The organism is Cellvibrio sp. 25HG11W-0 (genome assembly GCF_057815475.1).
This window is the reverse complement of the sequence record NZ_CM174230.1, coordinates 3,556,143-3,581,524: the sequence shown is the minus strand read 5'-3', so window position 1 is coordinate 3,581,524 and position 25,382 is coordinate 3,556,143. Positions and strand designations below refer to the sequence as shown.

Below are 25,382 nucleotides of genomic sequence, written 5' to 3'. Positions count from 1 at the left end.
AGACAGCAAGCGCTAGTAGCTCAAGAGAGCCATCTAATGGAAAAAATTGTACTTATAGTTCACTCGCTGGCAGCGTTAGTCATTATCGGGCTGATTCTGTTGCAGCAAGGTAAGGGCGCAGCAGCAGGCGCATCTTTTGGTGCGGGTGCATCGCAAACTGTTTTTGGTAGTGAAGGTAGCGGAAACTTTTTTACTCGTGCTACTTGGACTATTGCAACACTGTTTTTCTTGACGAGCTTTGGATTGGCTATTATTGCGAAGAACCACTCAAAAGTTGTTACTGAAGGTTTAGTCATTCCAGCAGTGCAACAAGAAGAAGTTCCTGCAACAAATGCAGATGCACCAGTGAGCGATGTTCCAGCTGCTGTATCTGTACCTGCTGATGAGTCCGCTCCTGTAGAGAGCGACGTGCCTGCAGTTAATGAACAGTCTGAAGGAAAGGCTGAGTAGAAATCGATTTATGCCCATGTGGTGGAATTGGTAGACACGCTATGTTGAGGTCGTAGTGGCGTAAGCTGTGCCGGTTCGAGTCCGGCCATGGGTACCATCTGTAAGACCGATACCTTGTGGTATCACAAAAAACCCCGCTTTTGCGGGGTTTTTTGTTTGTATTCAATTCAGTATTGCGGCCTGCAATGGCAAGAGTTAGCGGCTTATGAATCAATATCAGCAACTGCGGAAGCGCTGCATGGCGGAGTCAACACGTGCGTTTTTGGCGCGAGGCAAATCGGTAATACGTTGCGAGCAGTGCCAGTTAGCGCGCTATGCCTGTATATGCCAGTGGCAGCCGCATGTACCTATCACGGCAGAATTTATTTTATTAATGCATCGTGATGAGGTTTTCAAGCCGACAAATACTGGACGTTTACTGGCTGATTTATTTCCAGCTCAAACTCATGTCTTTGTGTGGAATAGAACGGCTCCTGACGCTGAGTTGTTAGCGTTGATTGAAGATCCTCAGCGGCGCTGCATGATAGTGTTTCCCGCGGAAGGCTCTGAGACGAATCAGTCGGAAGTTGTCGCTCCAAGTGATATTGCTGTTTCTCAGCTGACACGACAATTGTGGCGTGAGCTTCCGGATGATGGCAAACGCAATACGTTTATTTTGCTGGATGGCACTTGGAAGCAAAGCGGGCGAATGTTTAATCAGGGGCGTTGGCTCGACAAATTGGCTTGCGTAGTATTACCTGAAGGGCGCAGTCGTGGTTATTCGGTGCGTAAATCTCATCAAGATGATTATTTGTCTACCGCTGAGGCGGCCGCGCTCTGTTTGGTGTTAGCTGAAGATACATTGGCGGCTGAAACTCTCTTGGATTACTTTGAATTGTTTAATACCCATTATCTGGCGACAAGAGCTTGTTGCGCCCCTCAGATTGGAGACTTGCATCATCGATTAGCCCGACTTAAGGCGGTGCTCAATGGCGATAGGCTGACAACCTGTGCGGAAACATCGGTGGTTGCGGCTCTATAGCGGCCGCAGACTGTGGCGAATATCCTACAAATAATTGCGAGCTTGACGACTATTTTCAAAATCAAAATTCCGTAGAATGACAAACACAGGGAGGTTGTCAGGGAAGGTAGGTTGACCAAGTAGGGTCAAGGGAAGCGACTAATTCAATGGCTTCGGTTATGAGCTAGTAATATAAGGGACGCCAGCAAGGAATGCTGGTATATGAAAGGGAACCGAGACGGGACTGGCTTAAGCTGGTCCCGTTTTTTTTGTCTCATTTTTTAGTATTTTTTAATTTTTGATTTCGCCTCCCTTGGCATTGCGCATCATAAATCCGCGAACTCTTTGCATTAGAAAGCTGTTGGTATCTTGGCTTGTAGTTTGTGGTTGCGGTTCTATTGTACTTAGTACGTAATTTTCTAATTTTTTACGCATAGCGACACCATGATGCCGTTGTTGCTCCATAATTTTATCTGCAGTATTTGGTGCTAAGAATATATCCATGATCGGTAGTTGGGGCATGCTAAATATGGCCTCAAGCTGGGCGATAGAGAGCGCCTCTTGGTTTTGCAAGTTGATTAAAATCAACGCCTGAAAAGGTCCATCAAGTGTATTTGTGCTGCGTGCGCTCGGCTTAAGTTGTGTCAGCAGCGTCGCTAGGCTATCGGGTGCGCTGGAGTTGTCCACTAGCAGTACTACGTTGTACTGGTTCTTCTCGGTCAGAAATTGTAAGGCCGCCGCTACCTGGCTATTGATAAGATCTATTCTGCTTGGTGGTGGAGTTATTGGCTCTTCAGCGGCTTTTTGAGTGGGTGCAACTGCTGTTGGCTCAGGGTCTTCTTCAGTATTTGTTTCCGTATTTTGTTCTGTGGTATTGGGATCTTCCTCGACAGTTTTTTGTTTGTCGTCAGGCTTGTTGGGCGGAGGCTCTGTCTTGGCGCGCGGCGGTATTGTTAATGGATACTGAGGGGGGAGCGCCACAGAAAGCGTTTCCCAGCCATATTTTGGCAATGCTAAACGCAAGTTTTCCATTTCGGGCGGCCAATCCTGCGGGTCGCTTAGTGCATGAAGCATTAGCAGCACGCCATAAGTTTTACGCGCTTCGGTGCGACCATAGAGCGCCAATACTTTTCCTTCGGGTGTTTCTAGCCACTGTGCCTGATCAGGTAAGGCCTTAGCGAGTAAACTTTGGTTGCGCGTTCTGCGTGAGTCAAAAGGTGGTGCTTCTGGCGGCGCATCAACCGGAGTTGCTTCACCTTCGGTACTTAGGGCTGTCTCTGTGTTAGCCGGTAGAGCCTGTTCTGCAGTTGCCTGCGCCTCATCTGTGGGTGCTTGTGCATTGGTATGAGCCGTATAGAAAAAAGAGCTAAAAATTAACCATAACGCCAGCCAAATACCTCTAGCTGAGTTGATTTGGTCTAAATTATCGTTTTTTGTTGGCTTGCGTTGGTCTATGTATGGCATTGTTAGAATCTTAAATTAAGAGGCGGCTTGGCTGGATTGACGCTCGTTAAATTGGCGTCTTTCCGAATAGTGTTCTGTTTCTATCAATGTGTTTAATTATAAGAAATTACACCCTAGTAATAGGTCATCGGGAGTTTTATGCATAACTTTAAACGAGATTTCAAAATTGCCCCTTCAATATTGTCTGCGGATTTTGCGCGTTTAGGTGAAGAGGTTGATGCTGTGCTTGCTGCAGGTGCCGATTGGATTCATTTTGATGTGATGGATAATCACTATGTACCGAATCTTACAATTGGCCCTATGGTGTGCAAAGCTCTGCGCAACTATGGCATAACTGCTCCTATAGATGTGCATTTGATGGTGGAGCCAGTAGATGATTTGATTGTGCAGTTTGCTACGGCGGGCGCCACGTCAATTACTTTTCACCCTGAGGCGTCACGCCATGTAGATCGCTCACTGCAATTAATTAAAGATCATGGCTGCGCGGCTGGATTAGTGTTGAATCCGGCTACTCCTCTTGAGCCACTTCATTATGTTATGGAAAGGTTGGATCTGTTGCTGCTTATGTCGGTCAATCCTGGCTTTGGTGGACAGAAATTTATCCCCTATGTGCTTGATAAGGTGGCTGCTGCGCGGAAGCTAATTGATGCGAGGGGGCTGACGACTCGCTTGGAAGTGGATGGTGGCGTTAATCTGGAAAATATTCGTGCCTTAGCTGAAGCCGGTGCAGATACATTTGTTGCGGGATCGGCAATCTTTAATGCGCCTGATTATGCCTTGGCTATTGCGGCTATGCGTGCGGAGTTGGCTTTGGCGTAAATTCCTTTGTATTGATCACTTATTGTTTGATAAATGCTGATAATAGAGGGTAGGCATAGTGGTAATATTTGAGTACACTTCGAATCAGTCCCATTAGGAATAGCCTTAGTGCCTAACTCATCGTTTTATATTTCTGCAAGCCTCTCTCTCGTCGCTCGATGGCGTCGTTAGTCCTCTTCGACTTGGAAAAATGATTGGCTGCACAGGTTGTAAATAAGCATTGCGTCCTGTGTGATTGCTATACATTTTGAGCCAAGAGCAATTCGCTTAACCATTCAAATAAAAATCCTTTGTGTACTGATATGGTTAGGCGTTCTTTGTAATATGTGTAGCGCACAATTAAATCTTAATAAATTTAACCTTGTAATTTTGCGTGAGCTCCAAAGGAAATAATATGACTCCCGAAAATTTTTCTGCCTTAGCCCAACAAGGCTATAACCGTATTCCTATCGTACGTGAAGTTCTTGCTGATTTAGATACTCCTCTATCTTCCTATTTGAAGTTGGCGCGAGGGCCTTATTCATATCTTTTTGAATCGGTACAAGGAGGTGAAAAGTGGGGCCGATACTCCATGATTGGCCTGCCTGCACGCACGATTCTGAAGGCATTTGGTGACCAGATTCAAATAGAGCGCGATGGTGAACTCGTTGAAACTCATGAGTGCGCTGATGCACTAACATTCGTCGAGGAATTTAAAGCGCGTTATCGCGCGCCAGAATTACCTGGGTTGCCGCGTTTTACCGGTGGCTTGGTAGGCTACTTTGCTTATGATTGCGCACGCTATGTTGAGCCGCACTTAAAAGCGACAATACCAAAGGATGTAATAGGTACGCCGGATATTTTATTGAGCGTGTCTGATGAAGTGTTGGTATTTGATAATCTTGCTGGAAAGCTGATTTTTGTGATCCACGCAAATCCTGATGTCGACGATGCTTACCGCAAAGCCAATGTGCGATTAGATGAGCTGGAAGCAAAATTACGCGGTGAAATACCCGCAACGCCGAGCTTATCGCTGGGAAATAACGGCCACAGTGAACCTGATTTTAAATCAAATTTTGGCGAACAAAATTTTCATAAAATCGTCGATAAAATAAAAGATTATGTTTTAGCTGGCGACACTATGCAGGTTGTCGTGTCCCAACGCATGTCGATAGATTTTGAGCAGGAGCCGATTAATCTTTATAGATCATTGCGCCATTTGAACCCCTCGCCCTATATGTACTTTATGAATTTAGGTGATCACCATGTGGTGGGTTCAAGCCCTGAAATATTGGCGCGTTTAGAAGACGGTGAAGTCACGGTGCGACCTATTGCGGGCACTCGCCGTCGCGGGCGTACGCCCGAAGAAGATAAAGCCTTAGAAATTGAGTTGGTCAATGATCCTAAAGAAATAGCGGAGCATCTCATGTTGATTGACTTGGGCCGCAATGATGTAGGCCGAGTTGCTCAAGTAGGTAGTGTAAAGCTTACCGATAAAATGGTGGTGGAGCGCTACTCTCACGTGATGCATATTACATCAAATGTTACTGGCCAATTAAAAACGGGTCTTACCGCGATGGATGTGTTGCGTGCAGCACTGCCGGCGGGGACACTTTCCGGCGCACCTAAAATTCGTGCCATGGAAATTATTGATGAGCTAGAGAATGAGAAGCGCGGTATTTATGGCGGTGCTGTGGGTTATCTTTCATGGAATGGCAATATGGATACGGCCATTGCTATTCGTACGGCGGTTATCAAAGATCAAAAGCTTTATGTGCAGGCGGGTGCTGGTGTTGTGGCAGACTCGATTCCAGCGCTTGAGTGGAAAGAAACCATGAATAAAGCACGCGCTATTTTTAAAGCTGTTGATATGGTTGGTGATGTAACAGGAGAGTCAAAATGATTCTGATGATTGATAACTATGACTCTTTTACTTACAACCTTGTTCAGTATTTTGGCGAGTTAGGGGCGGATGTAAGTGTCGTGCGTAACGATGAAATTACCATAGAACAAATTGCAGCTATGGCGCCTGAAAAAATCGTTATCTCTCCCGGCCCTTGTACACCTACAGAGGCGGGCGTGTCGGTGGAAACCCTAAAAACATTTGCCGGTAAAATACCGCTTTTAGGGGTTTGTCTTGGGCACCAGTCTATAGGTCAGGCGTTTGGCGGAAAGGTGATACGCGCGCCGTTTGTAATGCACGGTAAAACTTCACCGGTTTATCACAAAAATACGGGTGTATTTACCGGTTTAAATAATCCGTTTCAAGCCACTCGCTATCACTCGTTGGTGATTGAAAAAGAATCTTTGCCAGATTGTTTAGAAATTACTGCCTGGACGCAAAATGAGGATGGCTCTATGGCCGAAATTATGGGCGTGAAGCACAAAACGCTTGCCGTAGAAGGAGTGCAGTTTCACCCAGAATCCATCCTTACTGAGCATGGGCACGACATGTTACGTAATTTTCTAGAAGGAAAATAAAAGCGTTGTTGAATCATTTTTTCCTAAAAGGAATAATTTTTTACATGAAGCTGTTTGCAGTATGTGCAGCTTCAAAAAGGAGTGAAGTTTATGTCGCAAATCAAAATTTATGGAATTAAAGCGCAGTTAGATACCATTAAGGTGCAGTTGTCAGATGTCATTCACAGCTGCGTGATGGATGCCTTACAGTTTCCCGCGGATAAGCGTGCCCATCGATTTATAGGCTTGGCACCTGAAGATTTTTTTATGCCCGCAGGACGTAGCCAAGCCTATACCATTATTGAAATTACCATGATTGAGGGACGCAGTATTGCCGCAAGGAAACAATTGATTCGTCTGTTGTTTGATCGTATCGAGGCGACATTGGGAGTAGCCCCAATGGATGTGGAGATATGTATTTATGAAAGTCCTGCGTGTAACTGGGGCTTTCGTGGTATGCATGGCGATGAAATTTCATTGAATTACAATATTAATGTTTGACTTGCTGCGCGATAAGTTAAGTCAAAAATCCTATAGGTAAGCTTATGGATATAAAACAAGCGTTAAACAGCTTGGTGAATCGCATAGATCTTTCTACTGAAGACATGATTGCGGTTATGCATCAGGTAATGACCGGTGAAGCAACGCCTGCACAAATTGGTGGCTTTTTAGTGGCTTTGCGAATGAAGGGTGAAACTATCGATGAAATTACCGGTGCAGCCACTGTCATGCGCGACTTGGCCACCAAAGTGGTTATGGATGAAACATTTCTTGTCGATACCTGTGGTACCGGCGGCGATGGTGCGAATTTATTTAACGTTTCTACCGCGAGCGCTTTTGTCGTTGCAGCAGCAGGGGGCCGAGTAGCTAAACATGGCAATCGTTCAATATCCAGTACTACCGGCAGCGCTGATGTATTGGAGGCCGCAGGTATTAACTTAACGATTACGCCTGAGCAGGTTGTTCGCTGCGTTGATTCTATCGGTGTCGGCTTTATGTTTGCGCCTGCCCATCATAGCGCTATGAAACATGCTATAGGGCCGCGTAAAGAGTTGGGCCTGCGTACTATTTTTAATATGCTGGGCCCTATGACAAATCCCGCGGCTGTTAAGCGCCAGGTAATTGGTGTGTTCAGTGCGGCCTTGTGTCGTCCTATGGCGGAAGTGCTGGCGCGCTTAGGTAGCGAGCATGTCATGGTGGTGCACGCCAAAGATGGCCTGGATGAAATTAGTATCGCCTCTGAAACTCATGTGGCCGAATTAAAAAATGGCAAAGTCACCGAATATATCCTTAAACCGGAAGATTTTGGTTTGCAGAGCCAAAGTTTAATTGGTTTGTCAGTCACGAGTGCGCAGGAATCCTTGGCGTTAATATTTGATGCGCTCGGTAAGTGCCGTGGCGAGCATGCGCAAAAAGCAGCAGATATCATAGCGCTCAATGCCGGTGCAGCTATCTATGTCAGCGGCGTAGCAGCGACTATGGCGGATGGTGTAGAAATGGCACGCGATGCGATTGGTAGTGGTTTAGCCGCTGAAAAAATTCGCGAGTTAGCTGCATTTACTGAAGTGTTCAACGAGCAATAAACGTTTTAAAGAGAATAACTATGACAGATACACCAACAGTATTGCGTACGATAATTGCGCGTAAATGGGAAGAGATTGCTGAGCGCAAACAGCAGGTTTCGCTCGCTGAATTAAAAATAAAAGTGGCGGAAAAAGCCCCCGTGCGCGGTTTTGTGCGGGCTATTGAGACGAAAATAGCACAGGGTAAGGCTGGCGTAATTGCAGAAATTAAAAAAGCATCTCCAAGTAAGGGCGTCATTCGCGAGCACTTTGTACCTGCAGAGTTGGCGCGCTCCTATGAGCAGGGCGGTGCTGCTTGCTTATCAATTTTAACTGATGTTGATTTTTTTCAAGGTGCCGATACTTATTTGCAAGAAGCGCGCGCTGCGGTAAATTTACCCGTGATCCGTAAAGACTTTTTAGTTGATGAATACCAAATATACGAAGCGCGCGCTATGGGGGCGGATTGTGTGCTGTTGATAGTTTCTGCTTTGGAAGAGGGGAAGTTAATAGAGTTAAATGATCTTGCTCAAGCTATTGGTTTAGATGTATTGGTAGAGGTGCACGATGAGCAGGAGCTGGATATAGCATTGCGTTTGCCCAACAAGCTGATTGGTATAAATAATCGTAATCTGCATACTTTTGATGTCACCTTAGATACAACCTATCGGCTGCTCCATAAAATTGGCGCAGAGCGTATTGTGGTGACTGAGAGCGGTATATTGGCGTCCGCCGATGTGGCGGCTATGCGTGCTAAGCAGGTTAATGCATTTTTAGTGGGAGAGGCCTTTATGCGAGTAGATGATCCTGGCGCGGCATTGCGTGAATTCTTTCAGTGAAAAAGCCGGCGCAAGCCGGTTTTTTTTCTTTAGGAATTCGAGTTTTTTGTAACTTGAGCGTTAAGGGCTAGACTCAATAAAACCAATGAGGGGCCTGCTTATGTACGTTAAGAGAAAATGTAGCTTTCACTCTGGTGATTTGCGGTTTTTCCCCGCTTGTTTTTGCTATCGCTGGCTTTTGTCTTGTTGCTGGTTTTTTTTGGGTTGCATGAATGCGGGGGCGGCATTCGCTGCGGAGGTTAGCAATGCTAAAGGCGGTTTTCTGGATTTTAACCTTTACCCATATTTAAGCGATGTTCCGAGTGATAATAGCTTTACCCTTAATATGGCGACTAACTTACCTAACCGCATAAGCTATTTTGGTTTCATCAACCTATCTAATCAGGCCGATCGCACTGAGCTTGGTGATTTGACAGGGTATTACACCGAGCAAAATATTCGCTGGCAGCTGCGTGAAAATTCCGTTTTTGATGCGACCCTTCAATACAACACAAAAAACGGCAACGATAATGACAAGTTGCGTTTGGGAGTCCGCTGGCGAGCAAGTGATAGTGGGTTCTTGAAACCTTTTTTTAATGCGCTATCTTTAAAGTGGTCGGTAAATTTTCATGTGCTGCAATTCGATCATGATGAGCGGCGCGCCTGGCAAATTGAACATGCCTTTGCTCTGTCGTTCCCTTATTTGAGCGATAGGTTATATTTGGCGGGTTTTGTAGATCACAATATTAATGAAACTCTAGGGCCTGGCGTGCCTAAGAATCCAGTAGTCGCTGAAGCCCAATTGGGTTTTCGCCTTGTGGAGAATCTTTTTGTGGTAGCGGAGTATCGTTTGAATGAATGTCGCACGAGTGATGTAAATAATTTGGCAGTAGGTTTCGAATATAAAATGAAGTGGTAATAAAGTTTGTGGATATATGTAGAGCCAGAGACTTCCAGTTTTACTTTGTTAAATAAAAAGGCCGACACGGGAGTGTCGGCCTTTTTATTATTGGTATAAACGATGAATATTATTCGTGGTTTATGACCATTACATCAGTATCAACAGCTGCGATTAAACGCTCAGCGGTATTGCCGCGACGAGTTTTGGTCATGCCATTTTGGCCGAGTGTACCCATAATTATAAGATCGGCATTGATTTTTTCGGCAAGCGCTGAAACAACATCAGACGTGTAGCCATTGTCTACGTGAATCTGTTCGTTGGCCAAACCTGTTTCTTTTACAATGCGGCCGCGATCTGGATAGCTCATGGAGTCTAAGTAGCCATTGATCAAGTGCAACTCCGCGTTGTAAACCTGAGCGTAAAGTTTGGCTTGCTCAACAATTTTTTTGTTCAGTTCAACTTGTACATCGCGCTGTGCTTGGAAGTTAACGGCTGCCAAAATAACTTTGCGCTGTGCATTTGACCCTGGGCGAATCAAAACCACTGGACAGTATGCACCTTTCAACAATTCCCACTTGGAGTCGGTAAAGCTAAAGCGCGAATTACTGGCAGCTGTAGCGTGTACGGGCAGATAGATTAAGTCAGCATCATGGCGCTTTGCAGATTCCATAATGGATTTTTGCCATTCACTCGACCATGAGATTTCCATGGTGTAGCTGATACCAGCATTGGCAAGTGGCGTTTTAATGTTTTGCTCAAACCAGCTGAGGTCGCGAAACAGGTGAGAGTTGATTGAGCGAGTATCAACAGCGTCGGCATCGACAGCGACAAAGGCGTGAATGGAGGGCTTGGTGCTATTGAGTGCAGAGGTGATTATGGCGCGCTCTAATGCAATGTGATGTTCATCATTAGGGTCAACAACAACAAACAGCTTTTGTGGCTTGGTCATACTGGCTCCTGGGGTTCCCTTTGAGTAAATGGGGTTTGTTATTTGTAGGGGGTTAGAAAATTGAATGGCCCTAGCATAGCAACCCTAGGGTGTTTTTTACAGGGCAATCCCTCGCTGCTCACTGCTATGACGCAAAATAATCCTTAGTTCGCGTAAACTAGCCGTCAAATACATTTTAATGAACGAGTAGGCCTATGAATTTGCTTGAAAACTATCCAATTACCGAAATCTCCGTGGGCATGAGTAAGACTTACAGCAGAACCCTTACTGAAGCGGATGTGGTTTTATTTGCTGCATGCTCTGGTGATGTGAATCCGGTGCATTTGGATAAGGCCTATGCGGCGACTACGACTTTTGGCGAGCCTATTGGGCATGGCATGTGGACGGGGGCATTAATTTCCGCGGCGATTGCAACTCAGCTGCCGGGGCCCGGTTCTATCTACCGCAGTCAAAGCCTTAGCTTTAAGCACCCCGTAAAAATTGGCGATACCGTGACGGTGACGCTTACCGTGGCTGAAATTAAGGAGCGGGTAAAGTTAGTGACCCTTGATTGCGCAGCGCACAATCAAGAGGGCAAGTTAATTGCCAAGGGTGTTGCAGAGGTTATAGCGCCAACAGAGAAGTTAAGCCTGCCGGCGGGGCAGTTGCCTATTATCAACATTGCTACCCATCCACGTTAACGACAAACATGATGTGTTTGCGGAGCCTTAGGACTCCGCATCCATGTCGTTATCATCAGCGCCCAGCCAGCCGCCTAAGTCTTTCCAGCGATTGACTATCAAGCAGAACAAATCAGCCGTTTTTTCAGCATCATAAGCGGCTGAATGGGCTGCGCTATTGCTGAATTCGATGCCGGCGACCTGACAGGTTTTTGCCAATACCGTTTGGCCAAAGGCGAGGCCAGAAAGTGTTGCTGTATCAAACACGGAGAAGGGGTGAAAAGGGCTGCGTTTAATATGGCAGCGGTCTACGGCGGCATTGACGAAGTTCAAATCAAAATGCGCGTTGTGCCCCACCATGATTGCGCGGGTACAGCCATTCTCTTTAACAGCGCGACGAACTGCACCGAACAGATCAGTCATCACCATCAATTCCGGCTCAGCCATACGCTCTGGGTCGTCTAAATCTATGCCGGTAAAGTCCAGTGCTGCCTGCTCTATGTTGGAGCCCTCGAAGGGTTCAACATGAAAAGAAAAGGTCTCGTGGCGATGGACTACGCCATTGTGATCCATGCGAATGGTCACAGCGGCGATTTCTAGCAGTGCATCGCTTTGGGCGTTAAAGCCGCCGGTTTCCACATCGACGATTACGGGTAAAAAACCGCGAAAGCGTTGGGCGAGGGGAGATGATGGGTCGCGTTGGTTTTCAGGAGGATTCACGTTATCGCCTTATGCGGATTGTAATTGCCAGCGCAGAGTTTCACCCGCACGTAGAGGAGTGAGCGGTTGATCGCCCAAAGGAAGGCTAGCAGGTGCCTGCCAGTCTTGTTTGATCAAGGTGATTTTGTCGCTATTGCGTGGCAGTTGGTAAAAGTCTGGACCGAAGTGGCTGGCAAATGCTTCGAGCTTGTCGAGTGCGCCTGCGTCTTCAAAGGCTTCGGCATAGAGTTCAATGGCGGCATAAGCGGTATAGCTGCCGGCACAGCCGCAGGCGGCTTCTTTCTTGTCCTGTGCGTGAGGTGCAGAGTCTGTGCCTAGAAAGAACTTAGGGTTGCCACTTGTTGCCGCTTGAATCAATGCTTGCTGATGGATGCCGCGCTTTAGAATGGGCAGGCAGTAGTAATGTGGGCGAATACCGCCGGCCAGCATGTGGTTGCGGTTGTAGAGCAAGTGATGAGCGGTAATGGTCGCCGCCACATTAGCGGGCGCCTCGGCCACGAATTGAGCGGAGTCTGCCGTGGTAATGTGCTCTAGCACCATTTTTAAGGCGGGGAAACGTGTCACGAGCTGGTTAAAGGTTCGGTCGAGAAAGGCTTTTTCGCGGTCAAAAATATCGATGGCTGAGTCAGTAACTTCACCGTGCAGCAAAAATGGCATAGCGGCATCTTGCATCGCCTCCAATACCGGATAGATTTTACGTAGATCTGTGACGCCAGATGCTGAATTAGTCGTTGCGCCAGCGGGATAGAGCTTGCAAGCAACTACCCCAGCAGCTTTGGCGCGGGCGATTTCAGCGGGGTCGGTATCGTCGGTGAGATAGAGCACCATGAGCGGCTCAAAGTGACTGCCTGCGGGGCGAGCGGCGAGAATGCGCGCTTTGTAGTCCAAGGCTTGCTGTGCATTCATGACCGGCGGCACTAAATTGGGCATGATAATGGCGCGTTGGAATTGCTTGGCGGCATCGCCAACAGTGCGGCTAAGGGCATTTCCATCGCGTAAATGTATGTGCCAATCGTCGGGGCGGGTGAGGCTGAGCGTTTGCGTCATGGTGCAGTAAGTTCCAATGCATTCAAAAAGTGAGGGCATGCTACCAAAATTGGCTGCAAAGCGCAGCCGCCGCGCGGGATTATCTGGCTATACTTAAATTCAATGCCTTGTTCGTGTTGGGTTTGAATTCACCTGTTTGAGTTTTAGATGATGATGTTATTTGCGACAAAAAATCGGTTCAAAGCCACCTTTATGTGCTGTTTAGGAGGGGGCTTAGTTGTTTCCGCACTTCCGCTGCAGGCGCAAATTTATGGTGTTAGCTTTGAGGCCTCTGCTTGGAAAACCACGGCAGGGCCCTTTGTTTGTCGCTTAACCCACGAAATTCCTCAATATGGCGTGGGTGTTTTTGAACGCAAGTCTCGGCAAACAGAAACCTTTAGTTTGCAGCAAGGTATGCCCAAGCTAGCCCTTGGTGTAGTCACTGTCGCTGCGGTGCCACCGCCTTGGCGCGCGGATTTAGGGCAGCAGCCCTTGGCGCAAATCCAAGCGGTAGCGGGCAAAAACCCCGTTAATCTCAACGCAGCTCAGGCCGCGGCCCTCACTACCCAGTTAAACAATGGCATGCGTATCATGTTTAGCGGTAGTCAGCAAAATGGCGGTGTGCAGGGTGTTTTTATCACCTTGGAACCTAATAAATTTGCGGCAGCTTATAAAAAATATACACAATGCGTGGCGAACCTCATTCCTTATAGCTTTCAGCAGTTGGCGCGGGTTTTACTGTCATATCCAGCGCAGGCTACTGCGCTTTCTTCTTCGGCTAAAGCAGAGCTAGATAAGATTGCACGTTATGCCAAAGCAGATGCCAAGGTACTAGGCATTATTGTAGATGCGCATGCCGAACAGCTTGAGGATGAGCAGGCAGCTGTTGACGCGTCAAAGCAGCAGGCCGAGTGGGTTACGCAATATCTTGTGAGTAAAGGCATCAAGGCTGAGCAAATCACCACCCGCTGGCACGGTGATGAATTCCCAATCGCCACCAATTCGAACGACGCGGGGCGAGCAAAAAATCGGCGCGTAACCCTTAGGCTTGAATCGGCAGAAACGCGTCTGGCTACCGCGAAAAAATTGGCCGCGCTTAAAGCTGCAGCTTTAGCTGCGCAGCAATCATCATCGGTATCATCGATTCCGGCACCTCTGCCGAGTGCATTGGAGCGTTTAGTCAATATGGTCGATGAGCAAGATCTTACGAGCGGTAAGGTGCCGCAGATTCACGCAGATGACTTGCGCTGATGTAGATTTAGAATCTCTTTCAGATGAATTCCATAATTACTGCACAATTTTTCCATAGTGTTTAACGCAGAATTTGCAGTTCTCGTGGGAATTTTCTCGCTTAACCTCAGTCATAGCCTTGAATTTCGAAGCTGCCAGCTTTACGGCTGACAGTTAATATTGTCTATTTGTTTCAAGGAGTTATCTATGCGTAAATTGCTCACCAGTGTGTCAAGTAGCTTTGTACTTGTACTGGTTTTAGTCGTTCCCACCTCAGCCTTTGCAATTGAGTTGCCGGATTTTACTGCATTGATTGCCGAGCACTCGCCCGCTGTTGTGAAGATAACGGCCGTCACCAAGTCGGTGGCTATGCGTCAGCGTCCAAACATGGCGCCTAATGGGCAAAATTTACCGGATATTTTTCGTGAGTTGCTCGAGCAGCGTCAGCCACCGCGCGATCAGGGTTCACTGGGGTCTGGTTTTATTATTTCGAGTGATGGCTATGTGTTGACCAATAATCATGTCATAGGCGGCGCTGACGAAATTAAGGTGATTTTAAATGATCAGCGCGAGTTTGATGCAGAGTTGGTGGGGAGTGATGAGCGCTCAGATTTGGCGCTGCTGAAAGTGCAAGCTAAAAACTTGCCGACCTTAACGCTGTCGAGCAATGAAAACTTGAAAGTAGGGCAGTGGGTGATTGCCATAGGCTCACCGTTTGGGCTCGATTACTCGGCAACACAAGGCATTATCAGTGCCATAGGTCGTAGCATTCCCTCCGCGCATAATGAAAATACCTATGTACCTTTTATCCAAACAGACGTGGCGATAAACCCCGGTAACTCCGGTGGCCCCTTATTTAACTTAGAGGGTGAGGTCATCGGGATTAACTCGCAAATTTATAGCCCCAGTGGCGGCTCTGTTGGCCTGTCATTCGCCATTCCCTCAACTATTGCGCTGGATGTAGTTGCCCAGCTTAAAGATAAGGGCCGAGTAGATCGCGGCTGGTTGGGGGTTGTGATTCAAGAGGTGGATAAGGATCTCGCCAGTTCACTGGGGATGGATAAGCCCATGGGCGCCTTGATTAGTGATGTAGAGGCCGATGGCCCAGCGGATAAGTCCGGATTGAAGGTGGGTGACTTAATTATCAAGTTCAATGGCAGTGATGTGCACAGTTCAAGCGATTTGCCTTATCTTGTAGGCCGAATTCCGCCTAAGTCCAAAGTGCCTGTCATTATTATGCGCAAAGGAAAAGAGCAAAAACTTAACGTCACCATTGGCATTTTGGCTGTGTCACCTGCGGAATTGGCCAATCAATCTGTGCCTAAACCCAGCGGGCAAAAAACCATTGATCGTTTAGGTTTAGTGGTGAGCCCCTTGGAGCAAGCGCAGCGCGGCGGTGCAGAGGCCGGCGTAGTGGTGCGCGATGTTAAACCCGACAGCCCTGCTGATGAGGCGGGTTTACAGCCTGGCGATGTCATTAGCCAGCTGGCCTTTAGTGATATCAAGTCAGTTGCGGACTACAGTAAGATCGTAAAGGGCTTACCTAAAAATGAGCCTCAGGCGGTACGTTTTTATCGCCAAGGCAGACCGGTATTTCGCTCAATCGTGATTAAATAGCCTTAGGCCAAAAAGCCTCGCTAGGCCGCAAGCAGCTGCGGCCTAGCGCTGCAATGGCTGGGGGTAATTGTGGTGTTCGCATATTAGTTGTCGCAAAAAATCAATTGTGAAAAGAGAAGAGGGTTTGGAGTGCTTGTAAGGTCTTTCAGGGCTTTCATAGCGTGCTCAGGGCAAATAGGCTAGAATGCCGCCCAATCTTTTAACCCCCCATTTTGGGGACTTTTTCTTCTCTTTAAAGTAGTTAAGCGCCTGTGACTGACCTGAGCCATATCCGTAATTTTTCCATTATTGCCCACATTGACCATGGTAAATCCACCATCGCTGACCGCTTCATTCAGATGTGTGGCGGGTTGAGCGACCGTGAAATGGAGGCGCAAGTCCTCGATTCCATGGATCTTGAGCGCGAGCGTGGCATCACGATTAAAGCCCATAGCGTAACCTTGTATTACAAAGCGCGTGATGGAAAAACCTATCAGCTGAACTTTATTGATACTCCTGGGCACGTAGACTTCACCTATGAAGTCTCTCGTTCATTGGCCGCCTGTGAAGGCGCTCTGCTGGTGGTGGATGCGGGGCAGGGCGTAGAGGCTCAATCGGTCGCTAATTGCTATACGGCGATTGAACAGGGTTTAGAAGTTATTCCTGTACTCAACAAAATGGACCTGCCTCAGGCAGAGCCGGAGCGTGTTGCACAGGAAATTGAAGACATTATTGGTATCGACGCCACTGAAGCCGTGCGCTGTTCGGCCAAATCTGGCTTAGGCATGGAAGACGTACTGGAAGAATTGGTGCGTTTAGTGCCACCGCCAACCGGTGATGTTAATGCGCCCTTGCAGGCATTGATCATTGATTCATGGTTCGATAACTATCTAGGCGTAGTCTCGCTGGTGCGCGTAAAGCAGGGCACCTTGCGTATCAAAGATAAAATCATTGCAAAAACCCTCGGCAAGACCCAAATTGTGGATGGTGTGGGTGTGTTTAGCCCCAAGCTTACCCAGCTTAAAGAGCTTAAAGCCGGTGAAGTGGGCTTTGTGGTAGCGGGTATTAAAGATATTCAGGGGGCGCCCGTGGGCGATACCATTACCCATGCTGCGACCCCCGATGTTGAGGCGCTCGCTGGCTTTCAAAAAATTAAACCGCAGGTTTATGCGGGAATGTTCCCCATCAGTTCAGATGACTTTGAAGCTTTCCGCGAGGCCTTGGCCAAGCTCACCTTGAATGATGCATCACTCTTTTATGAGCCAGAAAGCTCCGATGCCTTGGGCTTTGGCTTTCGTGTTGGTTTCCTTGGTATGTTGCACATGGAAATCATTCAGGAGCGTTTAGAGCGGGAATACGATCTTGATTTGATCACCACTGCACCCACAGTGGTCTATGAAGTGGTGAATAATAGAGATGAAGTCATCTACGTCGATAACCCCTCTAAATTGCCCGAGCCGGGCTTGATTCGTGAAATGCGTGAGCCGATCGTTGAGGCCAATATACTGGTGCCCCAAGCGCATCTCGGTAATGTAATTACTTTGTGTGTGGAAAAACGCGGCGTACAAAAAGATTTACAGTTTACCGGTTCTCAGGTGCGGGTTTGTTATGAGCTGCCGATGAATGAAGTGGTTACTGACTTTTTCGATAGATTGAAGTCGGTAAGTCGTGGCTACGCATCCTTGGACTACAGTTTTTTACGTTTCCAAGAGGCTAAGTTGGTGCGACTTGATGTATTGATAAATACTGAAAAGGTCGATGCGCTGGCGATTATTGTACATAGAGACAAAGCGCAAAGAATGGGGCATGCCTTAACGGATAAGATGAAGGAATTAATTCCTCGTCAAATGTACGATGTTGCTATTCAGGCGGCGATTGGTGGTCAGATTGTGGCGCGCTCGACGGTGAAGGCACTGCGTAAAGACGTAACCGCAAAATGTTACGGTGGTGATGCTTCTCGTAAGAAAAAATTATTAGAAAAACAAAAGGCCGGTAAGAAACGTATGAAGCAGGTGGGCAGTGTTGAAATTCCACAGGCAGCGTTCTTTGCGGTATTAAAAATCGATAGCTAAGGCAACTTGCTTGCAAAGGAACATTAATGAGTAGTATCAATCTCCCGCTGATTTTAACCTTAGCCGTATTGATCACAGGTGTTATTTGGCTGTTTGATGCGCTGGTGTTGGCGCGGCCACGCAAAGCTAAATTGGCGGCGGTGGAGCAGCAATTTAGCGGCATGTCACTTACAACCGATGCACAAAAAGAGGCGTTTGTTGAGGCTAAGGATGTCGCGGCTAAAGAGCCCTTGCTGGTGGAATATGCTAAATCATTTTTCCCCGTACTCTTTATTGTTTTTTTTCTGCGTTCATTCTTGGTTGAGCCATTTCAAATCCCTTCAGGCTCTATGATTCCGACGCTTGAAATAGGCGATTTTATTCTAGTGAATAAGTTTGCTTATGGGGTTCGGCTACCCGTGTTAAATAAAGAAGTTATTCCGGTCAGTAAGCCTAAGCGCGGTGATGTGATGGTGTTTTTCCCGCCTCACGCCCCGGAGACCTACTATATTAAACGTGTAATCGGTCTGCCTGGCGACCGCATTTCTTACAATAATCATGTGCTCACGATTAATGGCCTGGTGATTCCTGAAAAATTAGAGGCAGTATTGCCTGTAGGTGCCCCTTATATGCGTGTTGTGAAGGAGACCATTGACGGCAAAGAGTTTATTGCGCATAAACACCTGATTCCCGGCGAACTGAGTCGCCATGGCTCTTGGGTCGTTCCCGAGGGGCACTATTTTATGATGGGCGATAACCGCGATAATAGTTACGATAGTCGCGGTTGGGGCTTTGTATCTGAAGACATGATCGTGGGCAAAGCGTTTACGGTATGGATGCATTGGGAGAAGTTTTTAAGTATCCCGTCTTTTGATCATGTGGGTCTTATTAAATAATAATTGATGTAAGTAAATTGACGGTAGGCGTACCTTTACCTTAATTCCGATTTTGGCCTAGGCTTAAAATTGGAGACATTCAGATCCTCTTGGGGGCAGCTATGAAAGCGATTAAATATCAGCGCGGTATGGGTATGTTGCAGCTTGCGTTAGTTTTGGCTATTGCCGGGTTCTTTCTGATTTTTGCCTTTAAAGTCGTGCCGCTCTATGCGGAAAATCGCTATGTTGAAAGCGCTTTACGCTCATTTGGCAGCGATGGTGTTGCTCTGGGTGATATGTCTAACGAACAAATTAAAGCTAAGCTTGGAAAATTTTATATTGTGAATAATGTTCGCTCTGATGGGCCAACCAACAATATTGTAATAGATAGGTCTAACGACAAGGTGTTGGTCACGATTGATTATGAAACTAGGGTTACATTGTTTGCCAATATAGATTTGGTTGCTGTCTTCAAAAATCATCTCGACAGCACTCGCCCTAACGAGTGCTGTAAGCCTGTCGTAAGAGTTAAATAATTAGTGTTAGTACTCAAGTATCAACAACTCGAGCAGCGTCTTGGCTATAAGTTTGAAAGTCAGCGTCAGTTACAGCTTGCACTGACCCATCGCAGCTACGGCGCGACCAATAATGAGCGCCTTGAGTTCTTGGGCGACTCAATTCTTAACTTTATTGTCGGTGAAGCACTGTTTCGCCGTTTTGATGCCGCGCGTGAAGGGCAGTTAAGCCGTTTACGTTCGCAGATGGTTAAGGGCGAAACCTTGGCTGAATTAGCGCGGGAGTTTGAGTTGAGCGATTGTTTGATTCTCGGTGAAGGTGAGTTGAAGTCAGGCGGTCGTCAACGTGATTCTATTTTGGCTGATTGTGTTGAAGCCTTAATTGGTGCGATTTATTTAGAGAGTGGTCTGGATGTATGTCGCGCGCTGGTATTGCGTTGGTATGCACATCGTCTCGATGAATTGAGTTTAGATACCTCGGCCAAAGATTCAAAATCGCGGCTGCAAGAATTTCTACAGGCGCAGCGTCAACCGCTACCTGAATATAGCGTCACTGATGTCAGTGGCGAGGGACATGCTCAGTTTTTTACAATTGAGTGTCGTGTTACCTTGTCTCGTACGCCTACAGTGGCGCAAGCATCAAGTCGTCGCGAAGCAGAAAAGCAGGCGGCTGCGGCTATGCTTGAGCTGCTGAATATTTAAGTTTTTTAAGGCTCAACAACGCCAATCTCTTTTTAAATTCTCCTTTCGTACAAGGTAAAGCTATGTCCTTTTCTTCCGAGCCCCCGAGTGGCCGCTGCGGTTATGTTGCTATTGTCGGTCGCCCTAATGTCGGCAAATCGACTTTGCTCAATCATATTCTCGGGCAAAAAATTAGCATTACGTCGCGTAAGCCTCAAACAACACGAAATAACGTTGTGGGTATTAAAACCGAAGGCGATGTACAAATTATGTTTGTGGATACGCCTGGGATGCACTTGGGGCAGCAAAAAGCGATTAATCGCTATATGAATCGCGCCGCCAATACGGCGATGAAAGATGTGGATGTGGTGGTGTTTGTGGTGGACCGATTTATTTGGACGGAAGAAGATGAAGCTGTCGCAGAGAAGTTACAGCATGCTTCATGTCCGATAATTTTAGCCGTTAACAAGGTTGACCAAATTGACGATAAAGAAACCTTGCTGCCGCATTTGCAGGTTCTTTCTGAAAAACTCACCTTTGCTGAAATAGTCCCATTGTCCGCGCTGCGCAACACCAATCTTGATCGTTTGGAGAAATTAATTGTTGAGCACTTACCTCAAGGGCAGCATATGTACCCTGAGGATCAAATTACCGATCGAAGCTCACGTTTTATGGCAGCGGAAATTGTGCGCGAGAAAATTACGCGGCAGCTGGGCGATGAATTACCCTACGAAATGGCAGTTGAGATTGAAGAGTTCAAACAAGAGGGTGGGCTGTTAAATATAGGGGCTTTGATTTTGGTTGAACGCGATGGACAAAAACGAATTCTTATAGGCGATAAGGGCGACCGCATTAAGCTAATTGGTACTCAGGCGCGCATTGATATGGAAAAGTTATTCGATATGAAAGTCATGCTTAAACTGTGGGTGAAGGTGAAGTCTGGTTGGTCTGATGATGATCGTGCACTGCGCAGTCTTGGCTATAACGACTTATAAATGTCTTTATGCGTATCGAGTTGCAGCCAGCTTATATACTCCATACGCGACCTTATCGCGACACCAGCTTATTGGTTGATTTTTTTACTCCTGACTTTGGGCGTATAAGCGCCATAGCGCGCGGTGTGCGCCAGCGAAAAGGCAATAAACGCCAGTTACTTAATCCCTTTTTGCGCCTGCTTATTTCTTGGCAGGGCAAAACAGACTTGAAACTGCTTACCAGTTTTGAGTCCGATAACCTTCATGTACATTTGCAAGGGCAGAGTCTTTATTCAGGTTTTTACCTTAATGAATTGTTGATGCGACTTTTGCCTGAGATGGACCCCCATAGCGAGATCTTCGCGCTTTATCAAGATACGCTCGCAATGCTTGGTTCGGAAGTAAATGTAGAGCCTTGCTTGCGTAAGTTCGAATTTCAATTGCTGAATGATTTAGGCTATGGCTTGGATTTTTCGGTAGATGCCGTAACGCAGCGGGAGCTTCATAGTGAAGGCTATTATCGCTGTGAGGCTCAGCAGGGTTTTATCGAATGCCCCGCCTTAGTATCAAGTTTTTCAGGAGTGCCAAGTCCGTTAGTATTTAAAGGCGCGGACTTGTTGGCTATAGCCGCAGATGATTACTGTGCGCCAGAAACCCGCCAAGCAGCCAAACAATTAGCGCGAATGCTCTTGCGGCCACTATTGGGCAATCGCCCACTACAGAGCCGCGAACTTTTTCGTCAGTTGAGTCCTCGTGTGTAATTTATTCGTTGCTATTGTCTAAACCAAACAGCTGATCGATATTCTTGCCTTTGCCCCAGTTCATGATTTCGTCGAGCGCGTGATTGAGTGCGGGCATGGCATCGCGTGCCTGCTCATATTGTTTGGACTGAAACAGTTTGTCGAGTAGCCCGCTAATGTGTTTTAGTTTGGGGACGCCACAGTAGCAGCTGCTACCATAAAGTCTATGGACTAATTCCCCCAGTTCTTGATAATTCCCCTGAGTCAACTCGAAATTAATTTGCTGCTTTTCTGCCACTAAGCCACTGAGCAACATGCTTAACATATCGCGTGCTAAGGCCGGTTTATTGTTCGCTAGTTTTAAACAAAGTTGGATGTCCACCGAGCTTTTTTGACCGTGTTCTTGCTCAGGTCTGAGCGCTGTGTCGGGCTTTATTTTATTGTCGTGTGGAATGATGATTTCCTTTTTCCCGCTAAGGCTGGCCCAGCGATTAATGACATGGGCAAGCTGTGCCTCATTCACGGGCTTGCTAATGCAGTCATCCATACCGGCGATAAGCAGTTCGGATTTATGCTCGGTAATAGTGTGGGCAGTTAAGGCAATTATTGGGGTGCGTTTATCTTTAGTTTCGGTGCTGCGAATGTGGCGTGTTGTTTCAATGCCATCCATGCCCGGCATTTGAATATCCATAAAAATCACATCAAATTCTTGTGCGGCACAGGCCTCAATTGCTTGCACGCCACTGTTAGCTTGAGTGACTTGCGTATTTAAGCCGCGCAATAGTTCTGATGCTAACTGCAAGTTTGCTGGGTTGTCATCTACCAGTAAAACCGACGCGGTTGGGCGCTGGGCCTCTTCGTCTTCCTGCTCGCGTAAGTCCTTAATATGAAGATCCAATTGTCGGCCGAGTGTTTGCAAAAATATTTCATTGGTAAGTGGTTTGTTGATAAATAACGCGGGACTTTTTTCGGTGTGAGCGCGAAATAGGCGTTGATGCGCTGCAGTGCAACACACAATGAGCGTGCAGTTAAATTCTGAGTTAAGTTGTGCTGCGAGATTGTTGAGTAACACCGGTGGGATTTTACGTTCGTTAGGCGCTATATCCAAAATAAAGAGCTCGTAGGGGGCATCCGTTTCGCGCGCGCTTCTTAAAATAGGAAAACAATCGTGAATGGCTTCAATTGTATAAATATTTGCATTCCACTCATTGAGCAGATCGGTAATTTGTTTCAGTGAGGCTTGGTTCTCGCCGCATACGAGCATGCGATAGTCGCTGAGGTTGGCCAGTTGATCTGGGGCGGGTTGGCGTTTGTCGATACCGAAACGCGCGGTAAACCAAAACGTTGAGCCTTTTTCTGGCGCACTGACAACGCCTATTTCGCCATTCATGCGTTCGACCAGGCCTTTACAGATAGCGAGGCCTAAACCTGTGCCTTCATACTCGCGGCTATTGGATGTGTCGACTTGATTGAAGGGGCTGAAGAGATGGTCTTGTTCCTCACGGGTCAGCCCAATGCCTTCATCGCTGATACAGACTTTGAGGGTGATTTGTGTTTCTTGACGATTGAGCAAGCTTACGTCAATTAAAATATTGCCTGTGTCGCTGTATTTGATTGCATTGCTTACCAAATTAGACAGTACCTGTTTAAAGCGCAGGGAGTCGCCGAGTAAATTTTTGGGGATGCTGCGTTCGATATGGTTGATAAGCTGCATGCCTTTTTCATGGGCACTGGGTGCGAGTATTTGCAAAATCTCATCGATATTTTTACGGATGGGGAGCGGCGCGTAATCGAGCGTTAGCTTGCCAGATTCTATTTTAGAAAAGTCTAAAATGCCGTTGATGACGGTGAGTAAGTTTTGCGAGGAATCGCGAATGGTCTCAAGGTATTCACGTTGCTGTTCATTCAACTCCGTTTTTAACGCAAGATTTATGAACCCGAGAATACCATTGAGCGGTGTGCGAATTTCGTGGCTGGTATTGGCTAAAAACTCTGACTTCACACGGCTGGCTTCCAGTGCTTCTTTGCGCGCTAAATCCAATTCCACGTTTTGAATTTCGATAGTTTCTAAGGTTTCGCGCAAATCTTCAATAGCGTGATCTATATGTCCCTGCATATCGTGTTGTGCATCTTCCATTGAAGCAGCCATGGTGTTGATTGATTCGGCTAAGCCAAAAAATTCGGAGGTGGGTTGTTCTGCGATACGTTTATTGAGTTTGCCGCGCGCTAATTCGTGCACTACATGTTTTATGTGTTCCAAGGGCTCGGTGATTTTGAAATAGAGCGCTATGGCAAAGTAGGCGCCAATTAGGAGACAGAGAATAGTGAGTGCGAGCGTGAGTATGATCGCTTCGTAACTCAAGACCGCGAAAGGTGAATGCAGCAGTTCTATTTCAACCCAGCCTATGCTGTGTTTACCTTCAAGGTTGACCAGCGGGTTGGCAAAGCGAATGCTGTCGGGAGTCGTGCGCACCAGCGGCGATTGCATGCTGGGTTCATGGTTGTCTTCGGTGGCAATAAACTGCGGACCGCTGTGAAAACTCTGATCGTTGTCGGCAAAGTAAACGTGAATAGCTCTTATGTAGGGTTCTTCAATGGAGGCATCAAGAATACGTTGAACCATCAACAAGTCGCGCTGAAGGAGAGGGTAGTGCAGCAGATGCGCTGTTTTTTCTGCGAGTATCTTGCCGCGTAGATCGATAAAGCGATCAATTTGCTTCACACACAAATAGGTGAGGCTGGCAGAGATCAAAATAATGATGCTGATAATCGGAATAAAAATTAAGCGCCAGACATCCACCTTGATACTGCTGCGTTTATGTTCCATTGATTCATCGCCTTTGCTGATGGCATTTGATCCATCTGCGGTCTTGTTATAAGGATGTGGGCGGATAAGCGGTTTCGCCCTCGTGGTTTCGGCGCTAGAATAGCCGCCCCCTGCGCGCTAGCGCAACCTGCGAGTGCCGCATAGACCCAAGCTCTAGCTATTTTGAGGATATTATGGACTTTCCCACTATTGAAGCCTTCGTAGGCAATACCCCCTTGGTGCGTTTGCAGCGCTTGCCCGGGGTGACCAGTAATCAAGTGCTGGTGAAGCTTGAGGGTAATAATCCCGCTGGTTCGGTGAAGGATCGCCCTGCGCTCTCCATGATTCAAGAGGCAGAGCGGCGTGGGCAAATTACCCCAGGGGATATCTTGATTGAGGCGACCTCGGGCAACACTGGCATCGCCTTAGCAATGGTGGCGGCAATTAAGGGCTACCGCATGATCCTGATTATGCCTGATAACAGCACCGCTGAACGAAAAGCGGCTATGACAGCCTATGGCGCTGAGTTGATCTTGGTAACTAAAGCGCAGGGCATGGAGGGCGCGCGGGATTTGGCGCTGCAGATGCAAGCTCAGGGCAAGGGTAAGGTGCTGGATCAATTTGGCAATGGTGATAACCCCCTTGCGCATTACCGCACTACCGGCCCAGAACTGTGGCAGCAAACACAGGGGCGCATTACCCATTTTGTGAGCTCTATGGGTACGACGGGTACTATCATGGGTACTTCGCGCTACCTCAAGGAGCAAAATCCTGCCATTCAAATTGTTGGGTTGCAACCTGCGGAAGGGGCCAGTATTCCGGGTATTCGCCGTTGGCCTGAAGAATATTTACCCAGTATTTATAAGCGTGATCAAGTGGATAGTATCGTTAATATGCCTCAGCAATTGGCGGAAGACACCATGCGCGATCTCGCGCGCAAAGAAGGTATTTTTTGCGGCGTATCTTCCGGCGGTTCGGTGGCGGCAGCTCTTGCGCTTAGTCAACAACTTGAAAATGCCATCATTGTGGCGATTATCTGCGATCGTGGTGACCGCTATTTATCGTCTGGCTTATTCAATCAGTAGTTTTACCTCTCGCTGCTTAGGC

The 25,382-nt window shown here is 47.2% G+C and carries 24 protein-coding genes and 1 tRNA gene; 20 read left to right on the top strand and 5 right to left on the bottom strand.

Going from position 1 to position 25,382, the window contains the following annotated elements; all coding sequences use genetic code 11:
* Positions 1–36: 36 nt before the first annotated feature.
* The 3 genes from secG to AC0KUT_RS14905 all read left to right on the top strand — a co-directional run bounded on the left by secG (position 37) and on the right by AC0KUT_RS14905 (position 1,471).
* Entirely contained in the window at positions 37–450 is a 414-nt protein-coding gene (gene secG / locus AC0KUT_RS14915; protein WP_488831123.1) for a preprotein translocase subunit SecG, read from the top strand.
* A 12-nt stretch (positions 451–462) separates the two neighbouring features.
* Positions 463–547 (top strand) — tRNA-Leu (locus tag AC0KUT_RS14910).
* A 108-nt stretch (positions 548–655) separates the two neighbouring features.
* Positions 656–1,471, top strand: a complete 816-nt coding sequence (locus AC0KUT_RS14905) for a tRNA-uridine aminocarboxypropyltransferase (RefSeq protein WP_488831122.1) — start codon at positions 656–658, stop codon at positions 1,469–1,471.
* 270 nt (positions 1,472–1,741) lie between these two features.
* Here AC0KUT_RS14905 and AC0KUT_RS14900 read toward each other — a convergent pair whose 3' ends face one another.
* On the bottom strand, positions 1,742–2,914 hold the full coding sequence (locus AC0KUT_RS14900; RefSeq protein ID WP_488831121.1) for a DUF3530 family protein: 1,173 nt from the start codon (positions 2,912–2,914) through the stop codon (positions 1,742–1,744).
* 138 nt (positions 2,915–3,052) lie between these two features.
* Here AC0KUT_RS14900 and rpe point away from each other — a divergent pair, with 138 nt between their 5' ends.
* The 7 genes from rpe to AC0KUT_RS14865 all read left to right on the top strand — a co-directional run bounded on the left by rpe (position 3,053) and on the right by AC0KUT_RS14865 (position 9,471).
* Positions 3,053–3,733, top strand: coding sequence for a ribulose-phosphate 3-epimerase (gene rpe / locus AC0KUT_RS14895; protein ID WP_488831120.1), 681 nt, complete (start codon positions 3,053–3,055; stop codon positions 3,731–3,733).
* 394 nt (positions 3,734–4,127) lie between these two features.
* Positions 4,128–5,615: an anthranilate synthase component I gene (trpE, locus tag AC0KUT_RS14890; protein WP_488831118.1), complete on the top strand. Its 1,488-nt coding sequence runs from the start codon at positions 4,128–4,130 to the stop codon at positions 5,613–5,615.
* Positions 5,612–6,193 (top strand): anthranilate synthase component II, encoded by a 582-nt coding sequence (locus AC0KUT_RS14885; protein WP_488831116.1) that lies wholly within the window; start codon positions 5,612–5,614, stop codon positions 6,191–6,193. The genes trpE and AC0KUT_RS14885 overlap by 4 nt, the downstream gene beginning before the upstream one ends.
* A gap of 90 nt (positions 6,194–6,283) precedes the next feature.
* Entirely contained in the window at positions 6,284–6,673 is a 390-nt protein-coding gene (locus AC0KUT_RS14880) for a tautomerase family protein (protein ID WP_488831114.1), read from the top strand.
* 44 nt (positions 6,674–6,717) lie between these two features.
* On the top strand, positions 6,718–7,755 hold the full coding sequence (trpD, locus tag AC0KUT_RS14875) for an anthranilate phosphoribosyltransferase (protein ID WP_488831112.1): 1,038 nt from the start codon (positions 6,718–6,720) through the stop codon (positions 7,753–7,755).
* 20 nt (positions 7,756–7,775) lie between these two features.
* Positions 7,776–8,573 carry an indole-3-glycerol phosphate synthase TrpC gene (gene trpC, locus AC0KUT_RS14870; protein ID WP_488831110.1) on the top strand — a complete coding sequence of 266 codons (798 nt, stop codon included), beginning with the start codon at positions 7,776–7,778 and terminating at the stop codon, positions 8,571–8,573.
* Positions 8,574–8,673: 100 nt separating this feature from the next.
* A complete protein-coding gene (locus AC0KUT_RS14865) occupies positions 8,674–9,471 on the top strand; it encodes a hypothetical protein (RefSeq protein WP_488831109.1) in 798 nt (265 codons plus the stop codon).
* Between the two features lie 109 nt (positions 9,472–9,580).
* Here the strand turns inward: AC0KUT_RS14865 and AC0KUT_RS14860 are convergent, their stop codons facing one another.
* On the bottom strand, positions 9,581–10,402 hold the full coding sequence (locus tag AC0KUT_RS14860) for a universal stress protein (RefSeq protein WP_488831107.1): 822 nt from the start codon (positions 10,400–10,402) through the stop codon (positions 9,581–9,583).
* A gap of 194 nt (positions 10,403–10,596) precedes the next feature.
* Here AC0KUT_RS14860 and AC0KUT_RS14855 point away from each other — a divergent pair, with 194 nt between their 5' ends.
* The gene (locus tag AC0KUT_RS14855) at positions 10,597–11,082 is read left to right on the top strand and encodes a MaoC/PaaZ C-terminal domain-containing protein (RefSeq protein ID WP_488831106.1); all 486 of its coding nucleotides are present in this window, start codon (positions 10,597–10,599) and stop codon (positions 11,080–11,082) included.
* Positions 11,083–11,109: 27 nt separating this feature from the next.
* Here the strand turns inward: AC0KUT_RS14855 and rnt are convergent, their stop codons facing one another.
* Both rnt and pyrC read right to left on the bottom strand, forming a co-directional pair.
* Entirely contained in the window at positions 11,110–11,781 is a 672-nt protein-coding gene (rnt, locus tag AC0KUT_RS14850; RefSeq protein WP_488831104.1) for a ribonuclease T, read from the bottom strand.
* A 9-nt stretch (positions 11,782–11,790) separates the two neighbouring features.
* A complete protein-coding gene (gene pyrC, locus AC0KUT_RS14845; protein ID WP_488831103.1) occupies positions 11,791–12,828 on the bottom strand; it encodes a dihydroorotase in 1,038 nt (345 codons plus the stop codon).
* A gap of 192 nt (positions 12,829–13,020) precedes the next feature.
* On the opposite strand from pyrC, the gene AC0KUT_RS14840 reads away from it, so the two are divergent.
* The 8 genes from AC0KUT_RS14840 to recO all read left to right on the top strand — a co-directional run bounded on the left by AC0KUT_RS14840 (position 13,021) and on the right by recO (position 21,490).
* Positions 13,021–14,058 carry a MotY family protein gene (locus AC0KUT_RS14840; protein ID WP_488831101.1) on the top strand — a complete coding sequence of 346 codons (1,038 nt, stop codon included), beginning with the start codon at positions 13,021–13,023 and terminating at the stop codon, positions 14,056–14,058.
* 186 nt (positions 14,059–14,244) lie between these two features.
* Positions 14,245–15,654, top strand: coding sequence for a DegQ family serine endoprotease (locus AC0KUT_RS14835; RefSeq protein WP_488831099.1), 1,410 nt, complete (start codon positions 14,245–14,247; stop codon positions 15,652–15,654).
* 251 nt (positions 15,655–15,905) lie between these two features.
* The gene (gene lepA, locus AC0KUT_RS14830; RefSeq protein WP_488831097.1) at positions 15,906–17,705 is read left to right on the top strand and encodes a translation elongation factor 4; all 1,800 of its coding nucleotides are present in this window, start codon (positions 15,906–15,908) and stop codon (positions 17,703–17,705) included.
* A gap of 26 nt (positions 17,706–17,731) precedes the next feature.
* Positions 17,732–18,580, top strand: coding sequence for a signal peptidase I (gene lepB / locus AC0KUT_RS14825; protein ID WP_488831095.1), 849 nt, complete (start codon positions 17,732–17,734; stop codon positions 18,578–18,580).
* A gap of 101 nt (positions 18,581–18,681) precedes the next feature.
* Positions 18,682–19,095: a DUF4845 domain-containing protein gene (locus AC0KUT_RS14820; protein WP_488831094.1), complete on the top strand. Its 414-nt coding sequence runs from the start codon at positions 18,682–18,684 to the stop codon at positions 19,093–19,095.
* 3 nt (positions 19,096–19,098) lie between these two features.
* Positions 19,099–19,776 (top strand): ribonuclease III, encoded by a 678-nt coding sequence (gene rnc / locus AC0KUT_RS14815; RefSeq protein WP_488831093.1) that lies wholly within the window; start codon positions 19,099–19,101, stop codon positions 19,774–19,776.
* A gap of 62 nt (positions 19,777–19,838) precedes the next feature.
* Entirely contained in the window at positions 19,839–20,750 is a 912-nt protein-coding gene (gene era, locus AC0KUT_RS14810) for a GTPase Era (protein WP_488831091.1), read from the top strand.
* A gap of 8 nt (positions 20,751–20,758) precedes the next feature.
* Entirely contained in the window at positions 20,759–21,490 is a 732-nt protein-coding gene (gene recO / locus AC0KUT_RS14805) for a DNA repair protein RecO (RefSeq protein WP_488831090.1), read from the top strand.
* A gap of 1 nt (position 21,491) precedes the next feature.
* On the opposite strand, the gene AC0KUT_RS14800 is transcribed toward recO, so the two are convergent.
* Positions 21,492–24,296: a response regulator gene (locus tag AC0KUT_RS14800; protein ID WP_488831088.1), complete on the bottom strand. Its 2,805-nt coding sequence runs from the start codon at positions 24,294–24,296 to the stop codon at positions 21,492–21,494.
* Positions 24,297–24,469: 173 nt separating this feature from the next.
* Between AC0KUT_RS14800 and cysM the strand changes: the two genes are divergently transcribed.
* Complete coding sequence (gene cysM / locus AC0KUT_RS14795; protein ID WP_488831087.1) at positions 24,470–25,360, top strand: cysteine synthase CysM; 891 nt, start codon at positions 24,470–24,472, stop codon at positions 25,358–25,360.
* Positions 25,361–25,382 lie beyond the last annotated feature (22 nt).